The sequence below is a fragment of the Kribbella sp. C-35 genome (genome assembly GCF_046549195.1).
GTDB lineage: Bacteria > Actinomycetota > Actinomycetes > Propionibacteriales > Kribbellaceae > Kribbella.
The window spans coordinates 536367-555266 of record NZ_JAJPWG010000004.1 but is presented as its reverse complement, the minus strand read 5'-3'; the positions used below and the strand labels follow the sequence as shown (position 1 = coordinate 555266).

Sequence of the window (18900 nt, the reverse complement as noted above, 5' to 3'; positions counted from 1 at the left end):
TGCTTAGTTGTGGCTGGACTGGATTTTGACGCGGAGCTGAAACAGCTCGACGCGACGATGACCTCGATCGAGAAAGTGCTCGATCTTCCTGCGTTGCGCAAGGAGATCGACGAGCTCGGCGAGCAGGTCGCTGCGCCCGATCTCTGGGACGACCAGGCGAACGCGCAGAAGGTCACCTCGCGGTTGTCCAGCCTGCAGTCCGACGTCGAGCGGGTGACGAACCTGCGCAGCCGGCTCGACGACATCGGCGCACTGGTCGAGCTGGGCCGCGAGGAGAACGACGCGGACAGCATGGCCGAGGCCGAGAAGGAGATCGGCTCGGTCGCCAAGGCGATCCAGTCCCTCGAGGTCCGCACGCTGCTGTCCGGTGAGTACGACGAGCGCGAGGCGCTGGTGACGATCCGCTCCGGCGCGGGCGGTGTGGACGCGGCCGACTTCGCCGAGATGCTGCAGCGGATGTACCTGCGGTACGCCGAGCGGCACGGCTACCCGACCGAGGTCTACGACACGTCGTACGCCGAAGAGGCCGGGCTCAAGTCGACCACGTTCGGGGTCAAGGCGCCGTACGCGTACGGCACGCTGAGCGTCGAGACGGGGACGCACCGGCTGGTGCGGATCTCGCCGTTCGACAACCAGGGCCGCCGGCAGACCTCGTTCGCCGCGGTCGAGGTGGTCCCGGTGCTCGAGCAGACCGACGAGATCGACGTACCGGAAGAAGAGCTGCGGATCGACGTGTACCGGTCGTCCGGTCCGGGTGGTCAGAGCGTCAACACCACCGACTCCGCGGTCCGGATCACGCACATCCCGACCGGCACCGTGGTCTCCTGCCAGAACGAGAAGTCGCAGCTGCAGAACAAGGCCAGCGCGATGGTCATCCTGAAGGCCAAGCTGCTCGCGCTGAAGAAGGCGGAGGAGCGGGCCGAGATCGACGCGCTGCGCGGGGACGTGCAGGGCTCGTGGGGCGACCAGATGCGGTCCTACGTCCTGCACCCGTACCAGATGGTGAAGGACCTGCGGACGCAGTTCGAGTCGGGGAACACGTCCGGTGTGTTCGACGGTGAGATCGACGAGTTCATCGAGGCCGGCATCCGCTGGCGCCGCACCGGCCAGACGGTTGCCGAACAGAACTGATCTCCGCGCAGATCTCAGGGCCGACTGCAGTAGTTGCTTCGGCCTCTGCTGTATCGCGCTGACCTTCACCAAGTCGGCGGACTTCGCCATCGACAAGTCCGCCGGCGAGGCCTGCCCGAACCTGAGCGACGACTACCGCTGCACGATCCACAGCACCTTGCGGGCCAAGGGTTTCGCGGGCTGCACCGTCTACGACTGCTTCGGCGCCGGCCAGGCGATCTCGCAGCGGATGGGGAAGCCGGGGCCGGAGATGTTCGCCGCGCTGCCGATTCTCCGCCAGTTGCACGAGCTGCTCTGGTATCTCACCGAAGCCCTTGAATACAACAAGAATCTGCAGCCGGCGATCGACCGGGTGGAGGCGGTGAGCCGTACGGCGGACCTCACGACCGTCGACGTGGCGGCTGAGCGGGCCGTCGTCAACGAACTGCTGCTCGAGACCAGCCGGCGCGTCCGTGGCAAGCAGAGCAAGAAGAAGGAACGCCGCGGCGCCGACCTGGTCGGAGCTCGCCTCCGCAACGCCGACCTCGCGAAGGCCAACCTCCGCGGCGCCTATCTGATCGGTGCGGACCTTCGCGGCGCGGACCTTCGGCAGGCGGACTTCATCGGCGCAGACCTCCGCGACGCCGACTTGAGCGGCGCTGATCTGACGGGCGCTCTGTTCCTCACCCAGTCCCAGATCAACGCCGCCCGAGGCGACCACACCACGAGACTCCCGAAGGCGGTTACGCGCCCTTCCCACTGGTCCGCAACTGGTGCGTGACCGGCGTCATCAGCAGCGAGATTGCGGTGATTGCCAGGGCTACTGCGGCTAGTGCTCCGCCCTGGTCCCAGGAGGTGCCGGCTAGCGCTAGGTACGCCGTACCGACTGTGGCGGCTCCCAGTGCCAGGCAGGTCTGCTGGCTGGTGAGCAGGATGCCGCTGCCGAGGCCTGCTTGGGCCGGTGGGACCTGACTGAGCACTACGCCCATCAGCGGCACCATGACGAGGCCGGAGCCGAAGCCGGCGATCAACATCGGTACGGCGAGCTTCAACGGGCTGACGTGCGGCCACAGCGTGAGGGCGAGGACCGCGAGTACGGCGTACCCGACGCCCTGGATGATCCAGCCGCGCACAATGAGACCCGCGCCGTACTTCACCTGTAGCCGGGGGCCGTAGATCGAGGTGATCAGGAAGCCGACAGCCATCGGCAGCAGGCTCAGACCGCCTTCCAGTGGGGACATGTGTGCCTCGCCCTGGGTGGCGAGCGCGAAAACGAACATGAAGCCACCGAACGTGGTGAAGAACGCCACTGCCAGCAGGAGCCCGATCCGCATCGCCTTCAGTCGCAGTACCGTCGGTGGGATCAGTGGAGCCGCACCGGACCGCTCAGACCGGTGCTGGTGCACGCCGAGCAGCACCACGGCCGGAATCGTTGCTGCGAGGCAGAGCCACGTCCAGAGCGGCCAGCCGAGCGGACGGCCCTCGGTGAGCGGCAGGAGCAGCAGTACGAGTGTCAGCGCGAGCAGCGCGGCTCCCACGAGGTCGACGCGCTGTGCCTTGTCTGCCTTGGTTTCCGGGATCAGCCGGATCGCCGCGGCCACGCCCACGATGCCGACCGGCACGTTGACGAGGAACACTGCCCGCCAGCCGAGGTCGAACACGTTGGCCTCGACGAGTACGCCACCGAGGATCTGACCGAACGCTGCCGCTGCCCCGCCCGCCACGCCGTACATGGCCATCGCGCGGGCGCGGTGCTGGCCCGTCAGCAGGCTGGTGATCGTTGCCAGCACCTGTGGCGTGACAGCGGCACCTGCTGCGCCTTGCACCACCCGTGCGACGAGGAGTACGCCGATGCTCGGAGCGATGGCGCAGATGAGCGACATGACCGTGAAGCCGATCAGGCCGATCAGGAAGAGGCGCTTGCGGCCGAACGTGTCACCGAGGCGACCGCCGACCACGAGCAAGGTCGCCACGGCGATCCCGTAGCTGCCGACGACGAGTTGCAGTTCACCGGAGGTGGCGCGCAGGTCGGAGCCGATCGCGGGCAGGGCGACGTTGATGACGAAGAAGGAGAGCATCGGCAGGAAGGCGCCGAAGATGAGTGTCGTGAGCGCCACCGGCTTCAGCGGCACCGCAGCGGCCTGCGGCCGGGAGGTGACCGGAGTGGTGGCAGCCTGGAGCTGGTCTGTCATGGGTCCAGCCTGCGCGCGCTCAGAGCCTGGTGGTGAGAGCCTACTTATCCTATTACTCGCAGCACCTGGCACCAGGTTGCGCCAGTGTCCATGATGGAACCATGACCACTGTCCCAGTAGCCACCGACAGAACCGTCACGGCGCAGCGGCGGGAGCTCGGGGTGTTCCTGCGCAGCCGGCGGGAGCGCATCCGGCCGGACGAGGTCGGATTCGCCCCGGGCGGCCGACGCCGTACGCCGGGACTGCGGCGCGAGGAGGTCGCACTACTCGCGGGCGTCGGCGTCACCTGGTACACGTGGCTCGAGCAAGGCCGCGACATCAACGTGTCCGCGCAGGTCCTGGACGCGATCGCGACGGCGCTGCGGTTCGACCGGCAGGAGCGCAATCACCTGTACCGGCTGGCCGGTCTCCGGCTCAGCCCGTCCCAGGGCGTGTGTACGGCGCTGCCCTCGTCGGTTCAGAAGACGCTCGACGCGGTCTCGCCGTACCCGGCGCTGGTGCTGAACACGCGGTACGACATCCTCGCGTTCAACGACGCGTACTGCAAAGTGGTCCTCGACCTGAACGAAGTGCCGGTCGAGGAGCGGAACATGCTCTGGCTGAATTTCGTCTCCGACGACTGGATGTGCAGCTTCGTCGATGCGGAGATGACCAAGCACCACATGGTCGCGGCGTTCCGCGCAGCGTCCGGGGAGCACGTCGGCGAAGTGCTCTGGCAGGACCTGATCCAGAGCCTGCTGAACAGCTCGCCGTACTTCGCGGAGCTCTGGGAGCGGTACGACGTGGCGGCGCCGAGCACGCGGACGAAGATGCTGGAGATCGACGGGTACGGCATCCTCCGGATCGAGCCGGTCAACCTGTGGCTGTCGCAACTCGGGCCGACCCGGGCGACCGTGTACACCGCGCTCGACGACGAGACCGAGCGCAAACTCCGCCAGATCGTCGAGACCCCGGCCGCCCCGGGCAGGGCGGCCGGGGAGTTTGTCAGGTGACCGGGATACCTGGGTTGGTCAGTGCCTTCCCGCCGGTCAGCGTGTTGCTGCGGTCGATGGTGACCTTGCAGCTGGAGGCGTTGTAGTTGGTGATGTTGAACGCGTACCGCCCGCTCCCGGTCGCGCCGGTCAGATCGGACTTGTTCCCGCGGAACACCGTCCCGCACCCCCAGCCGGACTGCTGGGTGTGCGTCTCGTACCCGTTGTTCGTGGTGTTCTTACCGGTGTTGTTCTCGACCACGTAGTTGTTGCCCTTGACATCGATCCAGCTGTCGTCGTAGTTCGCGCCGGTGAGACCGCGACCGTCGAAGCTGTTACCGGACACGAGCCCGCCGGTCGTCCCCTCCTTGAGGTCGACCGCCTCGCCGCCGACGTCCGGGCCGATCGTGTTGCCGAGGATCTGCACGTGGTCGGACTTGTCCGAGGTGCCGCCCGCACTGCCGACGTACACGCCCTCACCCATCCCGCGACCGTCGTTGCCGGTGTCGTAGATGCGCGAGTTCTTGATCACGCCGTACGCGCTGCTGTTGCGGAAATGCACGCCTTCCATGTCCAGCCCGTGCACCGTCACGCCGTCGACCGTGACGCGGGTGGCGCTGTCGATCATGATGCCCTTCTGCCCGCCGGTCACCGTGATCCCACGTACGTTCCAGTACGACGCGCCGTTCAGGTGCAGGCCGTACCCGCCACCGGCCTTCAGCACGGCGTTCGCGGAGCCGGTCAGTGTGATCGGTGCCGAGGAGGTGCCGTCGACGGTGGTCTTGAAGTTGCCGGTGTAGGTGCCGTCGGCAAGCTTGATCGTGTCACCGGGCTTGGCATCCGTCAGCGCGGCCTTGAGCTCGGCGGACGTGCTGACGTCGGTGGTGACTGTGGACGCGGTGCGGTTGCGGATGTGGTCGCGGATCCACACGCCGGCCGGTTTGAGCATCGACGTCCCGGTGAAGTCGTTGCCGGCGCAGGTGCCTTCCTTGAAGACCGCGCCGGAACGGAAGTCGTCGGAGAAGTTCCAGTTCGTCCAGCCGATCTGCTTGCTCTCCAGGAAGTCCAGGTACTTCTGTGACCAGGTGAAGTCGTTGCCGCCATCACCGGTATACGTCTGGGTGCCGAACTCCGTGACGAACAAGGGGATCCGGTCCGCGGCGCGCGACAGGGCGTCGAAGTACTCCTGCTTGTGCGACGCGGCGTAGAAGTGGAACGTGTACATCAGGTTCGTCGCGTTCACCGGATTGTCGATGACGTCGGCCTCACTGCCGCCGTCGGAGACGCCGAGCGACGCCCACCCGTGGGTGCCGACGAAGATCACGCCGTCGGGGTCCTTGGCCCGGATCACCGGCACCATCTGCTCGGCGTACGACTTGATGCCGGCCCAACTGACACCGTTCGGCTCGTTGGCGATGTCGTAGATGATGTTCTTCTTGTCCTTGTGCCGTTCGGCGATCTCGGTGAAGAACGTCTTCGCCAGGCCGAGGTTCGCATTCGGGTCGCCCGGGTCGAGCTGGTGCCAGTCGACCAGGGCGTACATACCGCGCGAAGTCGCTTCCTCGATGTAGTTGTTCACCAGGTTGGTGAACTTCTCCGGGTCGGTCTCGTAACCGTCCTCCTGCACGTACATCGAGATGCGCAGGATGTCGGCTTTCCAGTCGTTCGCCAGGGCGTCCAGCGAGGCGGTCTTGACGCAGTTCGCGTACCACTGCAGGCCGTGCGTGCTCATGCCGCGCAGCTGGACGGGCTCGTTGCGCTCGTTGCAGAGCTTGGTGCCGCAGACGTGCAGCTGACCGTTGCGGCCGACCGGGGTGTCGTCGGCCTGTTCGGCGGCTTGAGCGGAAACAGGTAAGAGTGCCGAGGCGGCCAGCAAAGCTCCGGCCAGAAGAGAGTGGATCATGAACTTCCTCCGAGGGGGCGTCGGGGAGGACGATGATTAGGAAGGTTTCCTAATAGTTCAGGTGAACCTAACGGCAGGTGCGGAACGCTGTCAATTGGTCGCGCAAGGTGATCATTAGTGATCAGGCCGTGTCTCTGTCCGGCCAGGCTGCTTTGAGGGTCGCGAGCGTGACGCTGATCGCCGGTCGGCGGGATGTCGTCGTGCGCCACACGGCGTACAGGCGGCGGCTCGGCGCGGGTTGCAGCGGTACGACGATCACACCGTCGGGGACCGGCCCGCGGCCGAGCCGGGGGAGCAGGCCGATGCCCAGGCCGCGGGCGAGCATCGCCAGCTGGGTCTGGTACTCCGCGACGGAGTACGCGACCTCCGGCTCCACGCCCGCGCGGCGCATCGTCCGGATCAGCCACTCGTGGCAGATCGACCCGACCGGCTGGCAGATCCACCGTTCACCGACGAGATCCTCCGCGCGAACGAACTCCTTGCCCGCCAGGCGATGCGTCGCCGGCACCAGTACGTCGGCAGGATCAGAGCCGAGTTTCACCCGCGACAACCCCTCGGGCAGACCGAGCGGGGTGTTGTGCCAGTCGTGGACGATCGCGACGTCGATCTCGCCGCGGTTGACCGCGGCCACCGCCTCGAACGGGTCCGTCTCGAGCACCCGGACGTCCAGCTGGTCGTGCTCGTCGACCAAGCGCGCGAGCGCAGGCGGCAACAGCCCGCGCGCTGCGGTCGGGAACGCGGCGATGCTGAGCGTCCCGATCGCCTGACCACGTTGCTCTTCCAGCGTCAGCTCGGCGTCCTCGACCAGCTCGAGAATCCGCGCCGCCGTCGACGCCAACTGCTGGGCCGCGTCGGTCAGCACGATCCCGCGCCCCTGCCGCTCGATCAGCGTCGTCCGGGTCTCGCGCTCGAGCTTCGCCAGTTGTTGCGAGACCGCGGATGGCGTGTAGCCGAGCACCTCGGCCGCCCGATTGACCGATCCATACTGCGCCACCGCGTGCAGCGCCCGGAGCCGCCCGAGATCGATCATGAAGCACTCCTACATTGTTAGCGGTAGCAATCGGTGCTGGTCCTTAAGTGTACTCCGGCCGACACTGGACCGTATGAAGCCTCGTGACCTGCTCCTCGCCCTCGCCGTCGTCGTTGTCTGGGGCATCAACTTCGTCGTGATCGAGGTCGGTCTCGAAGGCATGCCGCCACTCCTGCTCTCCGCGCTGCGGTTCTTCTTCGCCGCCGTCCCCGCGATCTTCCTGCTCGGCAAACCACGCGTCGCCTGGCGGTACGTCGCGGGCGTCGGACTCGCACTCGGTGTCGCGAAGTTCGGGTTGCTGTTCATCGCGATGGACCACGGCGTACCGGCCGGCCTGTCGTCGCTCGTGCTGCAGAGCCAGGTGATCTTCACGGTCCTGTTCGCGATCGCCGTACTGCGGGAGCGTCCGCGGCGCGCACAGATCATCGGCATCGTCATCGCGTGCGTCGGGATCCTGCTGATCGTCCTCGATCGCAAGCTGTCGGCGCCGCTGGCAGCGCTAGCACTGGTGATCGTCGCGGCCGGGTTCTGGGGTGTGGCCAACACGATCACCCGGTACGCGAAGCCGCCGGACACGTTGCGGTTCATGGTCTGGGTCAGCGCCGTCGCCGTCGTACCGCTGCTGATCCTCTCGCTCCTCACCGAGGGGCCGCAGGAAGACGTCGACGCGATCCGTGCGATCGACCTGAGCGGCATCGGCGCGATCGCGTACCTCGCCTTCGCGGCAACCCTGTTCGGGTTCGGCGTCTGGGGTTACCTGCTCCGGCAGTACGACGCCAGCACGGTCGCACCGTTCTCGCTGCTGGTGCCGGTCGTCGGCATGTCCGCCGCGTGGGTCCTGCGCGGTGAGGCGGTCGGACTGCAGCAGGCGATCGCGGCGGCGCTGGTGATCGGCGGCATGGCCTGCACGATCATCCGGCGCCGGGCCCCGCGGACAACGGAGCCCGGCGAGCTGGTCAAGTCAGCTGCTTGAGCGGTGGCATCTGCCACCCGCGCGCCAGTGACGAGGGGTACGCCGGAGCGCCGCCCGCGAAGTACTCGGTGAACTTCATGATCAGCGGATCCCAGCGCAACGGGTCGATGTAGCGGTCGTTGCTCATCAGCAGGTCTTCGCGTACCCGGACCCGCTCGACCTTCATCTCCAGCGCGCACAGGTGCGAACCAGGCCCGCCGATCTCGGTGATCGCCGCGATCCGGCCTTCGAGGTTGATCGGGCTCTCCTGGACGGAATCCAGGCCGGACAGCTCGCTCGGCTCGCGGGTCAGGCCGCCGGCGGCGAACTTGTCCGGCACGTACCGGTACCCGCGCGCCCGCTTCGACGCGGACATCTCCTCCGATCCGGTCAGCAGCGCGATCCGGTCGAGCGCCGCGACCATCTCCGGGTCGACCAGGTTCAGCACGATCTCCGGCCGCTCGACGAGGTTCTTCACGGTCTGCGCGCTCGTCCCCATCCCGAGCATCGCGGTGTATCCGAGCCACCAGGCGGACGACATCGGGGCGAGGTTCGTGCTGCCGTCGGGGTTGGCGGAGCTGATCAGGACGACCGGTGTACCGAAGTACAGGACCTTGGGCTCGACTGTGCGCTTCATGCGAATGAAACGGTGATGCGCCAGGATGTGTGAGTGGACGCATCTCAAGTCGGTCGCCTGACCGCTCGATGGATCGCCGAACTGCCCGGCGAGGACAGCACCGTGATCTCCGGGCTCGGCGTACAGCCGTTGCTGGCGATGCTGGCCGAGGTCGCTGACGAGCCTGCTCACACCGAGCTGGCCGAGGCAGCGGGCGGACGGTACGGCGGTCTGCTGCAGGCGCCCGAACTGCGGATGGCGCTGGGACTGTGGACGCGACCCGAAATCGAGCTGCAGCCCGGCGTGGATCGGTTCCTGCCGCCGGAGGTGCGTGGGACGCTGACCGATCGCGCCGCGCTCGACGCGTGGGTGGTCGAGCAGACGGACGGGTTGCTGCAACGGATGCCCGTCCAACTCACGCCTCAGGTGTTGCTGGTGCTCGCGTCGGCGTTGGTGCTGAAGACGGAGTGGGCGCTGCCGTTCGAGGAGTACCCGCGGAACGAGCGGCGGTGGTTGAACCGGGCGGATACCGACCTCGACAGCTTGCAGGTGTACGACAGCACGGCGGGGCGGTTGACCGTGGTGACGGTGCGGGGAACCGGCGAGTTCGACGTACAGCTCGTGGTCGGTGACGGTGGGCGTGCGGCCGTGCTGTCCGCGGCGCTGGGGCTCGACGGGGAGGGCGTGAGCGGCGCTGAGGTGCTGGCGGCGAAGCGGTCGGCGCCCGGCGTCGAGGTGATCGAGTCCATGCAGCCGACCGTCGTACTGTCGATGCCGTACTTCGAGATCGAAGCGGAGCATGACCTGCTGGAGCATCCCGAGGTGTTCGGGCTGGTGTCCGCGTCGGACGCGAACACCGGGCACTTCCCGGGGTTGAGCCCGCAGCCGCTGGCGATCGGCCAGGCGCGGCAGGCCGTGATGGCGCGGTTCTCGGCGACCGGGTTCGAGGCGGCTGCGGTCACCGCGATGGCTATGGCCGCGGGCGCGGCACTGGGCGCGAAGGCGCTGTACGTGAGTCTCGACCGGCCGTTCGGCTTCATCGCCGTACACCGGCCGACCGGGGTCCCCGTCGTCGCGGGCTGGGTGAACTACTCGTAGGGATTGACGGGCGCGGCCACCGGCTTGACCGTCTCGACTGTGAGCGCTGCGACGTCGCCGTCGGCGCGCTTGGTCGGCTCGGCCCACTTGCCGGTCACCGTGATCCATTGGTTCTTCGGCGGCGCGGCCTGACCGCGAGCCTCGACCATGAACGCCGTACCGTCCGCGACACAGCAGGTCAGGCCGATGCGCGTCACATACCAGACGCCGTTCTTCGCCGGCGTGACGAAACCGGTCAGCTGGAACGACCGGCCCTGCATCGTCTCCTTCTCCCACACCGCCCAGACCGAGTAATCGCGGACCGCGATGGGCTTCGGGCCGTGCGACTCGTCGCCCCAATACGCGTTGCCCTGCGGCTCGGCTGGTTTGGCCGGTTTCGCGGCGACCGGTGACTGCCGTTGCGCGGCGTCCGCACCGAGCGCGGGCGGATCCACGACGAGCAGCGCGAAGATCGGGATCAGGAGCAGCCAGGCGGCACGCGGCAGACCGTGGTCATGGGCCTGGCGGGACCGCACGACCACATCGGTCACCGCGAGCGCGATCAGCACGACACCGGCCGCGAGCAGCATCCACCGCATCCCGGGTTTCACATACCGCAGGTAGACCCCGGACGTCGCGAGCTGCACCATCGCAGCCCCGACGAACACAATCACCAACCCGGCAACGTTGCGCTTCACAACAACCACCACCCCACGAGGAGACTGGTCAGGATCGCGACCACGAAGGTGGCCGGTGCGAAACGGACGGCGAACTTCGGGCCGAACGTCCCGGTCTGCAAGGCGATCAGCTTCACGTCGACGATCGGGCCGACCACCATGAACGCGAGTCGCGCGGTCAGCGAGAACTGAGTCAGGCTCGCCGCGACGAACGCGTCGGCCTCGGAGCAGATCGCCAGCAGTACGGCGAGCAGCCCGAGGATCAGCACCGACAGCAGGAGGTTCCCCGCCACGTGGTCGAGCCAGGCCCGCGGGACGACGACGTTCAACGTGGCCGCGGCCGCCGCGCCGACCACCAGGAACCCGCCGGCGTGCAGGAAGTCGTGCAGCATCGCGGACCGGAACACGTCGAACTTGGAGTCGTCGTGCGCGTGCCGGTTCTTCGGCATCTTCAGCCACGAACCGCCCTTGCCGGTCAGCAACCACAACCAGCCGAGGATCATCGACACCGCGAGCGAGGTCACCGCGCGGGCGACCACGACCTTCGGCTGCCCCGGGAACGCGACCGCAGTCGACGCCAGTACGACCGGGTTGATCGCTGGCGCGGACAGCAGGAACGCGATCGCCGCGGCCGGGGTGACGCCGCGGTTCATCAACGCCGCCGACACCGGGACCGACGCGCACTCGCAGCCCGGCAGCACGACCCCGGAGGCGCTGGCGACCGGTACGGCGAGGGCGGGATGCTTCGGGAGCGCCTTCGCGAAGAACGACGCCGGGACGAACGCGGTGAGGGCGGCCGAGAGCAGTACGCCGAGCACCAGGAACGGCAGCGCCTGCACAGTCACGCCGACGAACATGGTCGCCCAGGTCCGGATCCCGTCGTCGGTGAACCACGCGTTGAACAGCCGCCGCCCGAACAGCGCGAGTCCGACCAGCAGCACGAGCGTTGCGGTGAACGCGATCGAGGACCCGGACGGTTCTTTCTCCGTCGTCTCGGGCAATTTCTCGACCTCGGTTGGCGTACTCACGGTGCGCATCCTGACACAACAGAGTGCGCCCGGACGACCACCCACAGCGCCTCTGAAATGAAAATCAGCGTCATTCCGGCAAATTCTCGCGTGTGGCAGTCTGGAGGCATGGATGCCGACGTGGTGCGCGCAGTCAACGACCTCACCACCCGCTGGGCCCGGACGTTGCCGGCGGAGAACACTGTCGTGGCCGGGCTCGGTCTCTGGCCGCTGCTGGCGCTCCTCGCGACCGGTGCGGACGAGCCCGGACGCGCCGAATTGGCCGCGGCCACCGGGGTGGATCCGGCGACCGGGTCGACCGACGCGATCCGGCTGATCGAGGCGATCGAAGCCTCCGCCGACCTGAACGCCGCGCTCGGCGTGTGGGTCAGCGAGCAGCTCAAGCTCGCCGAATCGTTCGACAGCGTGATGCCCGCGCCGCTCGTCGGCCTGCTGACCGGCAACCCGGCCGTCGACAAGGCAAAACTCGACGCCTGGGCCGCGGAACACACCGACGACCTGATCCGCGAGATGCCGGTCAACCTCGACGGCGACGTGATGATGGTCCTCGCCTCGGCGTTGCTCCTGCGCACCACGTGGGTCCGCCCGTTCACCGAGCAGGTCCGTCGAGTCTCCACCGGTGCGTGGGCCGGTTCGTGGCACTGGCTCGAGCGCACGGACTTCGACCTGGATTCGGTACGGCGGTACGACGACCTGACCGTCGTCACGGTGCGCGGCGACGCGGATGTCGACGTACTGCTGGGGATCGGCGACGATGCCCTTCCGGCTCTGCTCGACGCGGCCGGCCGGCCGAACGACGGCGTACCGGGAAGTCAGCTCATTGCCGAGGACGAGCCTGGGCCGGGGCTGTCGATCGGGCGGAACACTGCGTCGCGGCCTGATGTGAAGGTGTCGTTGCCGTCGTTCAGCATCGAGGTCGAGCATGATCTGCTCGCGGCTCGTGAGCTGTTCGGGTTGACCGCGGTGACGTCGGATCCGGGGGCGCACGGGCACTTCAGTGCGCTCAGTCCGACGCCGCTCCAGGTCGGGCAGGCGAAGCAGAAGGTGCTCGCGCGGTTCTTCGCGGCCGGGTTCGAGGCTGCGGCGGTCACCGCGATCGCGATGACGCGGGCCGCGATGGTGACCCGGCAGGAGCGTCGCCTGGAGCTCACGCTGGACCGGCCCTTCGCGTTCACCGCCGTACTGCGGGACTCGCGGCTGCCGATCGTGGCGGGCCGGGTCGAGAGGCCTACTGAACCGGGAGCGTGAACAGCCGATTGAGCAGCGCGGACGCCTCGTCGACGCCCGCGCGATCGCCGGTCAGCAGCAGGTCGAACAGCAGGCCCCGCGAGGCGGCCAGGCCGAGACGCGCGTACGCCGGGGCCTCGGCCGGCGGGATGCCCGCGCGTACGCAGAGCTCGATCAACGGCGGTAGCCAGACGTTGATCAGGTCGGCCTTGAGGGACTCGGTGTGCGGCAGGTCCTGCATCGCGTGGGCGCTGAGCTCGAAGAACAGCGGGCCGTAGATCAGCGCGGCCTCGGTGACGCGGCGCCAGAACTCCTCGGCCTGCTGCTCTACCGGCAGGTCTGACAATGTGGCGAGGAGGTCGCGTTGCTGCTGCTCGACCGTGCGGACCACCTCGGCGAGCAGGCCCTCGCGGGAACCGAAGTGGTAGATCAGCATCCGGTGACTGGTGCCGATCGAGGTCGCGATACTGCGCAGGCTCGCGTCCCCGATCCCGTTCTTCGCGAAATGCTCGACGGCGTCACCCAGCAGACTTGCTCGACTCACTGACTTCCTTCAGCTTGGCGGTCTCGGTGGCGATGTAGTCCCGGGTGAGCTTGGCGTACAGCCTTCCGAAGAGCCAGCCGAGCGGGCCCTCCTGGATGATGGTCGCGGTCGCGACGGTGCCTTCCGGGGTGCTGACCACGCGGTGGCCGCCGGTGGTCTTGATCCCGGGGGCCTTCGAGACCCACTCGAAGTACTCGCCCTCCTTGAGTTCGGTCACCTCCCAGACGGCGACCGGGAGCTTGGGCTGGCGGATCCGGGTGCGGGCGCCGACGTGGATCCGGCCCGCGTCCAGCCGCTCGACGGAATCGACGGTCGGGGTCCAGTCGGGCCACCGCTCGACGTCGCTGAAAACCTCCCAGACCCGGTCGGCCGGGGCCTGGATCGTGCTGGAATGATCGAAGCGCATGTACCAAATGGTACATCAGGTCTGTGTCAGGTCTCGGCGGGCGGTCTGCTGGCCGACCACCGGCGGCAGGTAGGGTCTTGGGCCATGGCTGACCAGAACGTCCCGCAGAACGTGGAGAACGAACAGGACCCGGGCGCGAACACCCAGATGTTCCGCGCCTTCGTCAACGAGGGCCAGACCGAGGCGACCAGCGAACCGAAGGTCAACGGCCGGGTCCTCGCGATCGTCGGCGGCGCGGTGCTGCTGATCGCGATCATCGCCGCCATCGCCGTTCTCTGAGTTGACCGACCTGAAGGTCGAGGTCGTCAGGGTCTTCACGGACCCGGACGGCCGGTTCGGCAACCCTCTGGGCATCGTCGACGGCCGCCTCGTCGGTGAGAGCGACCGGCAGCGCGTAGCCGCCGAACTCGGCTACAGCGAGACCGTGTACGTCGATGACGCCGCCACCGGCACGCTCCGTATCTACACCGCCACAGGCGAGATGGCCTTCGCCGGCCATCCCACCGTCGGCGCCGCCGCCTGGCTCCACACCCACGGCCACCCGGTCGACACCCTGCACGTCCCCGCCGGCCCGATCCCCGTCACCCGCTCCGGCAACCTCTTCGCCGTCCGAGCCGACACGACCTGGGGCAGCCCCTGGGACTGGCGCCAACTCTCCTCACCCGAGGAGGTCCTGTCCGCCGACCCCACGACCTACACCGCCGGCCACACGTTCCTCTGGTCCTGGCAGGACGAACCAGCCGGCATCATCCGAGCCCGAGCCTTCGCCCCCGCCATGAACGTCAAGGAAGACGAAGCCACCGGCTCCGCCGTAACCCAACTAACCGCCCAACTAGCCCGAGACCTCCTGGTCATCCAAGGCAAGGGCTCCCACCTCCGAACCACCTGGCACCCACCAACCCACGCCACCGTAGGCGGCCAAGTCCTCCCCGCCGCGCCGCGCACCTTCACGTTCTGACCGCGTTCTCCAGCATCCGTTGACGGGTGACCCGGCTCAGATGGAGCATGGGGTCTCGGATACTTGGGGAGGTTCCTGTGGCGGATGTTGTCAGGGCTGCGCTTGTTCAGACGTCGTGGACGGGTGACAAGGAGTCCATGATCAAGGCGCACGAGGACTACGCGCGGCAGGCTGCTGCTGCGGGTGCGAAGGTGATCTGTTTCCAGGAGCTGTTCTACGGGCCGTACTTCTGCCAGAAGCAGGACGCCGAGTACTACGAGTACGCCGAATCCGTGCCGGGCCCGACCACCGAGCGGTTCGCCGCGCTGGCGCGGGAGCTCGGGATGGTGATGGTGCTGCCGATGTACGAGCAGGAGCAGCCGGGCGTGCTGTACAACACCGCTGCGGTCATCGATGCCGACGGCACCTATCTGGGTAAGTACCGGAAGAACCACATCCCGCAGGTCAAGGGCTTCTGGGAGAAGTTCTACTTCCGGCCGGGCAACCTCGGGTACCCGATCTTCGACACCGCGGTCGGCCGGATCGGCGTCTACATCTGCTACGACCGGCACTTTCCCGAGGGCTGGCGGGCGCTCGGCCTGGCCGGCGCGAAGATCGTCTTCAACCCGTCGGCGACCAGCCGCGGACTGTCGGCGTACCTGTGGAAGCTCGAGCAGCCGGCCTCCGCGGTCGCGAACGAGTACTTCATCGGCGCCATCAACCGGGTCGGCATCGAGTCCGAGTTCGGCGACAACGACTTCTACGGTACGTCGTACTTCGTCGACCCGGAGGGGAAATTCGTCGGCGACGTCGGGCACGACCACGATCCGGAACTGATCGTCCGCGATCTGGACCTCGGTCTGCTCGACACCGTCCGGGACCGCTGGCAGTTCTACCGCGACCGCCGCCCCGACGCGTACGGAGACCTGACGAAACCGTAAGTACTCCAACCGCTCAAAGGGGAGTGGCCTAGATGTCTTTGCTCGTCAAGGGTGGAACCGTCGTCGGACCGACCGGAACCAGAACAGCGGACGTGCTGGTCGAGGGCGAGAAGATCGTCGCGGTCCTGGACCCGGCGTTCAGCCCGACGATCGCGGTCGACGAAGTACTAGATGCCTCGGGCAAGTACGTGATCCCGGGCGGGATCGACGCGCACACCCACATGGAGCTGCCGTTCGGCGGTACCGCGGCCAGCGACACGTTCGACACCGGCACGCGGGCGGCGGCGTACGGCGGGACCACGACGATCATCGACTTCGCCGTCCAGCGCACCGGCGAGGTCGTGCAGGACGGGCTCGCCGCGTGGCACGCGAAGGCCGAGGGCGAGTGCCACGTCGACTACGCGTTCCACATGATCCTCGGCGGTGTCGACGCCGACGCGCTGAAGGCGATGGACCAGCTGGTCGCCGACGAGGGCATCACGAGTTTCAAGCTGTTCATGGCCTACCCGGGCGTCTTCTACTCCGACGACGGGCAGATCCTCCGCGCCATGCAGACCGCGCGGGAGAACGGCGCGATGATCATGATGCACGCGGAGAACGGCATCGCGATCGACGTCCTCGTGCAGCAGGCGATCGCGAAAGGCCAGACCGACCCGATCTACCACGGCATCACCCGCCCGGCCGCGCTCGAGGCGGAGGCGACCAACCGCGCGATCGCGCTCGCCGAGGTCGCGCAGGACTGCCCGCTGTACATCGTCCACCTGTCCGCCAGCCAGGCGCTCGAGAAGGTCGCCGAGGCGCGGCACGAGGGCCGCAACGTGTTCGCCGAGACCTGCCCGCAGTATCTGTACCTGACGCTCGAGGACCAGCTCGGCGCGCCGGGGTTCGAGGGCGCGAAGTGGGTCTGCTCGACACCGCTGCGCAGCAAGCACGAGTCGCACCAGCGGGACCTGTGGAAGGGCCTGCGGAACAATGAGCTGGCGATCGTGTCGACCGACCACTGCCCGTTCTGCATGAAGGACCAGAAGGAACTCGGCCTCGGCGACTTCTCCAAGATCCCCAACGGGATCGGCGGCGTCGAGCACCGCGTCGACCTGGTCTACCAGGGCGTCGTCGACGGGAAGCTGTCGCTGGAACGCTGGGTGGAGACGATCGCGACCACGCCGGCCCGGATGTTCGGGCTGTATCCGCAGAAGGGGATCGTGCAGCCCGGATCGGACGCCGACCTGGTGATCTACGACCCGAACGGTACGACGCGGATCGGGGTCGCGACGCACCACATGAACATGGACCACTCGGCGTACGAAGGGGTCGAGATCACGGGCCGGGTGGGCACCGTCGTGTCCCGCGGCGAGGTGATCGTGGCTGACGGCAACTACCATGGCCGGAAGGGCCGGGGGAAGTTCCTGAAGCGCGGCCTGTCGTCGTATCTCATGTAAGGGGGAATCGTGGACTTCGGTGTGGTGTTCCAGTGTGATCCGCCCGCGTCCACGGTCGTGGAGCTGGCCCGGAAGGCGGAGGATGCCGGGTTCTCGTACGTGTGGACGTTCGACTCGCACCTGCTCTGGCAAGAGCCCTTCGTGATCTACAGCCAGATCCTCGCGGCCACGAGCCGTGTGGTCGTCGGGCCGATGGTGACGAATCCGGGGACGCGGGACTGGACCGTGATCGCGTCCCAGTTCGCGACGTTGAACGAGATGTTCGGCAACCGGACGATCTGCGGGATCGGGCGCGGCGACTCGGCGCTGCGGACGCTCGGCGCGAAGCCGGGAACGATCGCAGAGATGAAGCAGTGCGTGGAAGTGGTGCGATCCCTCGCGCGCGGCGAGACCGTTTCCTATCGCGGCCAGCAGTTGAAGTTCGCGTGGGTCGAGAACGGCGCGCTCGACGTGTGGGTCGCGGCGTACGGCCCTCGTGCGCTGAAGGCGACCGGCGAGGTCGGCGACGGGTACATCCTGCAGTTGGCGGATCCGGACATCGCGGAGTGGATGATCACCGCGGTACGCCGTTCCGCGGAGCAGGCCGGCCGGGATCCGATGGCGATCAAGTTCTGCGTCGCGGCACCGGCGTACGTCGGGGACGACCTGGATCACCAGCGTGAACAGACCCGTTGGTTCGGCGGGATGGTCGGGAACCATGTCGCGGACATCGTCTCCCGCTACGGGACGTCGGGTGCGGTGCCGCAGGCGCTGACCGACTACATCGAGGGGCGCAAGGGGTACGACTACGCCGAGCACGGGCGGGCCGGAAACACCCACACCGACTTCGTGCCGGACGAGGTCGTGGACCGGTTCTGCATCCTCGGACCGGTCGAGAACCACCTCGCCCGGCTGGCCGAGCTGAAGGACCTCGGCGTCGACCAGTTCGCCCTGTACCTCCAGCACGACGCCAAGGAGGAAACCCTGGCGTCGTACGGGAAGGACATCATCCCCAACGTCTAGGGCGTCCAGCGGTACGCGCCGGGGAGCAGGTCCGTGGCGAGGACCGAGCCTGGCCCGTCCGTTGACGGCAGGATGACGCGGATCGTGGGGTGGTAGTCGACGAGGACCTGGCGGTCGCGGCCGCACGGGCCGACGACGCCGCGGCCTTCGTTGCCTACGGCTACGATTGTGGTGAGCTCGCGGGCTCCTTCGGCGCGGGCGCGGCCGAGGGCGACCAGTTCGGCGCAGGGGCCGCCGGTGAAGTGGTACAGGTTGATACCGGCGTACATGCGGCCGTCGACCCCGCGGACCGCGGCGCCCATCGTGTAGACGCCGTCGGGTCCGTCGGTGTTGGCGTCGACCGTACGGCGGGCCAGCTCGATCAGCTCGCGGTCGTCGTCGGTCAGCGGTTGCAGGGTCACCATGCGCCCCACCCTGCCACGCCCGGCGCGGCCGATGGGAATGAATCGTGCGGATTCGTGGTTGTATGGGGTAGGTCGATTTTCAGTAGCTGTGGTTTATCCCGATCTTTCCTTGTGAGAGATGGTGTGCCGCCGGTGCGACAACGGCCGGGTCTACCGCGACCGCGGTGCGCCCCATCTCCACGAAGGAGCAACAACATGGCACAGGGAACTGTGAAATGGTTCAACGCCGAGAAGGGCTTCGGCTTCATCACCGTCGACGGGGGCGGAGCGGACGTGTTCGTCCACTACTCCACCATCCAGACCGACGGCTTCCGTAGCCTCGACGAGAACCAGCGCGTCGAGTTCGACGTCGTCCAGGGCCCGAAGGGGCAGCAGGCGGAGAACGTCAACGTCGTCTGATTCCAGGTCGGCACGGACGCGGCCCCTCACCTGACGGTGGGGGGC

The 18900-nt window shown here is 67.6% G+C and carries 21 protein-coding genes; 12 read left to right on the top strand and 9 right to left on the bottom strand.

The window, feature by feature from the left end; genetic code table 11:
- Positions 1 to 9 precede the first annotated feature (9 nt).
- Both prfB and ACLJOO_RS28500 read left to right on the top strand, forming a co-directional pair.
- Complete coding sequence (gene prfB / locus ACLJOO_RS28505) at positions 10 to 1131, top strand: peptide chain release factor 2 (protein WP_410790478.1); 1122 nt, start codon at positions 10 to 12, stop codon at positions 1129 to 1131.
- Entirely contained in the window at positions 1115 to 1891 is a 777-nt protein-coding gene (locus ACLJOO_RS28500; protein ID WP_410790477.1) for a pentapeptide repeat-containing protein, read from the top strand. The genes prfB and ACLJOO_RS28500 overlap by 17 nt, the downstream gene beginning before the upstream one ends.
- Here the strand turns inward: ACLJOO_RS28500 and ACLJOO_RS28495 are convergent.
- Entirely contained in the window at positions 1854 to 3302 is a 1449-nt protein-coding gene (locus ACLJOO_RS28495) for an MFS transporter (RefSeq protein WP_410790476.1), read from the bottom strand. The genes ACLJOO_RS28500 and ACLJOO_RS28495 overlap by 38 nt on opposite strands.
- A gap of 101 nt (positions 3303 to 3403) precedes the next feature.
- Between ACLJOO_RS28495 and ACLJOO_RS28490 the strand changes: the two genes are divergently transcribed.
- On the top strand, positions 3404 to 4294 hold the full coding sequence (locus ACLJOO_RS28490) for a helix-turn-helix transcriptional regulator (protein WP_410790475.1): 891 nt from the start codon (positions 3404 to 3406) through the stop codon (positions 4292 to 4294).
- On the opposite strand, the gene ACLJOO_RS28485 is transcribed toward ACLJOO_RS28490, so the two are convergent.
- Complete coding sequence (locus tag ACLJOO_RS28485) at positions 4287 to 6176, bottom strand: cellulase family glycosylhydrolase (protein WP_410790474.1); 1890 nt, start codon at positions 6174 to 6176, stop codon at positions 4287 to 4289. The two genes, ACLJOO_RS28490 and ACLJOO_RS28485, sit on opposite strands and share 8 nt — an antisense overlap.
- A gap of 121 nt (positions 6177 to 6297) precedes the next feature.
- Positions 6298 to 7206: a LysR family transcriptional regulator gene (locus tag ACLJOO_RS28480; protein WP_410790473.1), complete on the bottom strand. Its 909-nt coding sequence runs from the start codon at positions 7204 to 7206 to the stop codon at positions 6298 to 6300.
- 73 nt (positions 7207 to 7279) lie between these two features.
- Between ACLJOO_RS28480 and ACLJOO_RS28475 the strand changes: the two genes are divergently transcribed.
- Positions 7280 to 8179, top strand: coding sequence for an EamA family transporter (locus ACLJOO_RS28475; protein WP_410790472.1), 900 nt, complete (start codon positions 7280 to 7282; stop codon positions 8177 to 8179).
- On the opposite strand, the gene ACLJOO_RS28470 is transcribed toward ACLJOO_RS28475, so the two are convergent.
- Positions 8163 to 8795 carry a flavin reductase family protein gene (locus tag ACLJOO_RS28470; protein WP_410790471.1) on the bottom strand — a complete coding sequence of 211 codons (633 nt, stop codon included), beginning with the start codon at positions 8793 to 8795 and terminating at the stop codon, positions 8163 to 8165. The two genes, ACLJOO_RS28475 and ACLJOO_RS28470, sit on opposite strands and share 17 nt — an antisense overlap.
- Positions 8796 to 8828: 33 nt before the next feature.
- Between ACLJOO_RS28470 and ACLJOO_RS28465 the strand changes: the two genes are divergently transcribed.
- Positions 8829 to 9872: a serpin family protein gene (locus tag ACLJOO_RS28465; protein ID WP_410790470.1), complete on the top strand. Its 1044-nt coding sequence runs from the start codon at positions 8829 to 8831 to the stop codon at positions 9870 to 9872.
- On the opposite strand, the gene ACLJOO_RS28460 is transcribed toward ACLJOO_RS28465, so the two are convergent.
- Together ACLJOO_RS28460 and ACLJOO_RS28455 are read right to left on the bottom strand one after the other, a co-directional pair.
- Entirely contained in the window at positions 9863 to 10549 is a 687-nt protein-coding gene (locus tag ACLJOO_RS28460; RefSeq protein WP_410790469.1) for a TIGR03943 family putative permease subunit, read from the bottom strand. The two genes, ACLJOO_RS28465 and ACLJOO_RS28460, sit on opposite strands and share 10 nt — an antisense overlap.
- A complete protein-coding gene (locus tag ACLJOO_RS28455) occupies positions 10546 to 11556 on the bottom strand; it encodes a permease (RefSeq protein ID WP_410790468.1) in 1011 nt (336 codons plus the stop codon). The genes ACLJOO_RS28460 and ACLJOO_RS28455 overlap by 4 nt, the downstream gene beginning before the upstream one ends.
- A gap of 108 nt (positions 11557 to 11664) precedes the next feature.
- Here ACLJOO_RS28455 and ACLJOO_RS28450 point away from each other — a divergent pair, with 108 nt between their 5' ends.
- Positions 11665 to 12804, top strand: a complete 1140-nt coding sequence (locus ACLJOO_RS28450) for a serpin family protein (protein ID WP_410790467.1) — start codon at positions 11665 to 11667, stop codon at positions 12802 to 12804.
- Here the strand turns inward: ACLJOO_RS28450 and ACLJOO_RS28445 are convergent.
- Both ACLJOO_RS28445 and ACLJOO_RS28440 read right to left on the bottom strand, forming a co-directional pair.
- On the bottom strand, positions 12785 to 13327 hold the full coding sequence (locus tag ACLJOO_RS28445) for a TetR/AcrR family transcriptional regulator (protein ID WP_410790466.1): 543 nt from the start codon (positions 13325 to 13327) through the stop codon (positions 12785 to 12787). The genes ACLJOO_RS28450 and ACLJOO_RS28445 overlap by 20 nt on opposite strands.
- Positions 13302 to 13733 carry an SRPBCC family protein gene (locus tag ACLJOO_RS28440; RefSeq protein ID WP_410790465.1) on the bottom strand — a complete coding sequence of 144 codons (432 nt, stop codon included), beginning with the start codon at positions 13731 to 13733 and terminating at the stop codon, positions 13302 to 13304. The genes ACLJOO_RS28445 and ACLJOO_RS28440 overlap by 26 nt, the downstream gene beginning before the upstream one ends.
- A gap of 84 nt (positions 13734 to 13817) precedes the next feature.
- On the opposite strand from ACLJOO_RS28440, the gene ACLJOO_RS28435 reads away from it, so the two are divergent.
- From ACLJOO_RS28435 to ACLJOO_RS28415, 5 genes are all read left to right on the top strand, one after another.
- Positions 13818 to 14012: a hypothetical protein gene (locus tag ACLJOO_RS28435; RefSeq protein WP_410790464.1), complete on the top strand. Its 195-nt coding sequence runs from the start codon at positions 13818 to 13820 to the stop codon at positions 14010 to 14012.
- A 1-nt stretch (position 14013) separates the two neighbouring features.
- On the top strand, positions 14014 to 14691 hold the full coding sequence (locus ACLJOO_RS28430; protein WP_410790463.1) for a PhzF family phenazine biosynthesis protein: 678 nt from the start codon (positions 14014 to 14016) through the stop codon (positions 14689 to 14691).
- A gap of 77 nt (positions 14692 to 14768) precedes the next feature.
- Positions 14769 to 15611, top strand: a complete 843-nt coding sequence (locus ACLJOO_RS28425; protein ID WP_410790462.1) for a nitrilase-related carbon-nitrogen hydrolase — start codon at positions 14769 to 14771, stop codon at positions 15609 to 15611.
- 32 nt (positions 15612 to 15643) lie between these two features.
- A complete protein-coding gene (hydA, locus tag ACLJOO_RS28420; RefSeq protein ID WP_410790461.1) occupies positions 15644 to 17050 on the top strand; it encodes a dihydropyrimidinase in 1407 nt (468 codons plus the stop codon).
- 9 nt (positions 17051 to 17059) lie between these two features.
- Entirely contained in the window at positions 17060 to 18052 is a 993-nt protein-coding gene (locus ACLJOO_RS28415; protein ID WP_410790460.1) for a TIGR03842 family LLM class F420-dependent oxidoreductase, read from the top strand.
- Here ACLJOO_RS28415 and ACLJOO_RS28410 read toward each other — a convergent pair.
- Positions 18049 to 18456 carry a cytidine deaminase family protein gene (locus ACLJOO_RS28410; protein WP_410790459.1) on the bottom strand — a complete coding sequence of 136 codons (408 nt, stop codon included), beginning with the start codon at positions 18454 to 18456 and terminating at the stop codon, positions 18049 to 18051. The genes ACLJOO_RS28415 and ACLJOO_RS28410 overlap by 4 nt on opposite strands.
- A 195-nt stretch (positions 18457 to 18651) precedes the next feature.
- Here ACLJOO_RS28410 and ACLJOO_RS28405 point away from each other — a divergent pair, with 195 nt between their 5' ends.
- A complete protein-coding gene (locus ACLJOO_RS28405) occupies positions 18652 to 18855 on the top strand; it encodes a cold-shock protein (protein ID WP_130382162.1) in 204 nt (67 codons plus the stop codon).
- Positions 18856 to 18900 lie beyond the last annotated feature (45 nt).

What these genes read in the sequence shown, in the direction of transcription:
- ACLJOO_RS28495 (WP_410790476.1), bottom strand. Translation starts at nt 3,302, where the DNA reads ATGACAGACCAGCTCCAGGCTGCCACCACTCCGGTCACCTCCCGGCCG.
- ACLJOO_RS28490 (WP_410790475.1), top strand. Translation starts at nt 3,404, where the DNA reads ATGACCACTGTCCCAGTAGCCACCGACAGAACCGTCACGGCGCAGCGG.
- ACLJOO_RS28485 (WP_410790474.1), bottom strand. Translation starts at nt 6,176, where the DNA reads ATGATCCACTCTCTTCTGGCCGGAGCTTTGCTGGCCGCCTCGGCACTC.
- ACLJOO_RS28480 (WP_410790473.1), bottom strand. Translation starts at nt 7,206, where the DNA reads ATGATCGATCTCGGGCGGCTCCGGGCGCTGCACGCGGTGGCGCAGTAT.
- ACLJOO_RS28475 (WP_410790472.1), top strand. Translation starts at nt 7,280, where the DNA reads ATGAAGCCTCGTGACCTGCTCCTCGCCCTCGCCGTCGTCGTTGTCTGG.
- ACLJOO_RS28470 (WP_410790471.1), bottom strand. Translation starts at nt 8,795, where the DNA reads ATGAAGCGCACAGTCGAGCCCAAGGTCCTGTACTTCGGTACACCGGTC.
- ACLJOO_RS28450 (WP_410790467.1), top strand. Translation starts at nt 11,665, where the DNA reads ATGGATGCCGACGTGGTGCGCGCAGTCAACGACCTCACCACCCGCTGG.
- ACLJOO_RS28440 (WP_410790465.1), bottom strand. Translation starts at nt 13,733, where the DNA reads ATGCGCTTCGATCATTCCAGCACGATCCAGGCCCCGGCCGACCGGGTC.
- ACLJOO_RS28435 (WP_410790464.1), top strand. Translation starts at nt 13,818, where the DNA reads ATGGCTGACCAGAACGTCCCGCAGAACGTGGAGAACGAACAGGACCCG.
- hydA (WP_410790461.1), top strand. Translation starts at nt 15,644, where the DNA reads ATGTCTTTGCTCGTCAAGGGTGGAACCGTCGTCGGACCGACCGGAACC.
- ACLJOO_RS28410 (WP_410790459.1), bottom strand. Translation starts at nt 18,456, where the DNA reads ATGGTGACCCTGCAACCGCTGACCGACGACGACCGCGAGCTGATCGAG.
- ACLJOO_RS28405 (WP_130382162.1), top strand. Translation starts at nt 18,652, where the DNA reads ATGGCACAGGGAACTGTGAAATGGTTCAACGCCGAGAAGGGCTTCGGC.